The 1,015-nt window shown below is 46.3% G+C and carries 1 protein-coding gene and 1 pseudogene; both read left to right on the plus strand.

The features are described from left to right. Window positions 1-360, plus strand: a pseudogene (locus tag A3757_RS26630) (hypothetical protein); the annotation flags it as partial. 123 nt (window positions 361-483) lie between these two features. Then, window positions 484-1,015 (plus strand): CHASE2 domain-containing protein (locus A3757_RS08875; RefSeq protein WP_156506261.1); only part of this gene is annotated, 532 nt, incomplete at its 3' end.

Raw genomic sequence — 1,015 nt, forward strand, 5'->3', positions numbered from 1 at the left:
GGCTCATACTATTGGCGCGTAGTATCGCTTGCAGATGACGGCGAAACAGCGAATAGCGAAGTGCGTAACTTTTCTGTCCGCGGTATATTGAAACCCGTGAAGATTCTAAGTGTTAACTATATCGACAGCCAAGTTGGCCTGTTCTGGAATAAAGTAGACAATACCCAAGCCTACATATTGCAGGTGTCTGATAGCAAAAGCTTCGAAAACATTCTGAAAGAACAGACCATTGCCAAGGCTCGAGCCCACCTAAGATTAACACCTGGAAAGCGCTATTTCGCTCGGGTTAAGGGAATTGGCAACGAACTATTCAGTTCAGACTTTGGCCCAATCAAAGAGCTATATATTGAAAATGAATAATATGTTGCCTTGCAACAATAATGTTCGTACTGTCATCGGCGCATATCATTTTTTCACATGACAGCGAACATTTTTGCTAAGATGCGTTCGGCCCAACAACGACAGCAATAATAATAGAACCTTATGGCTAGAAACATTCCCGAATCCAGGCCTTATGCGCAGTACCTTTTGACTCTCGCCCTACTCGTGGTGAGCGCTTTTTTGGTCTATACACAAGCGGCCAAGCGCCTCGATCTCTTGGCTTACGACACCGCAATAAACCTCACCCCGGTTCCCGCTGACGAAAATACGGTTATCATCGCCATAGATGAAAAGAGTCTCAATAGTATTGGCCAATGGCCATGGCGGCGTGCAATCCATGCACAGCTAATTGAAAAACTAACGCAGTACAACACCGCACTGATTGCCTTAGATATACTTTTTTCAGAAAAAAGCGCTTCGCACCCAGAAGATGACCTTGCCCTCGCAGCAGCGATCAAGAATAACGGCAACGTTCTACTGCCATTGCACCTACAACCGCTGACTCACGGCGGAACACTTGTTGAAATTCTTCCGATACCTAAACTGGTTGAAGCTGCCAGAGGTATGGGTCATGTCCATGTTGACCTGGACCAAGACGGACTTGCGCGCGGACTATATTTGAACTCAGGTGTCG

The organism is Oleiphilus sp. HI0117, assembly GCF_001635235.1.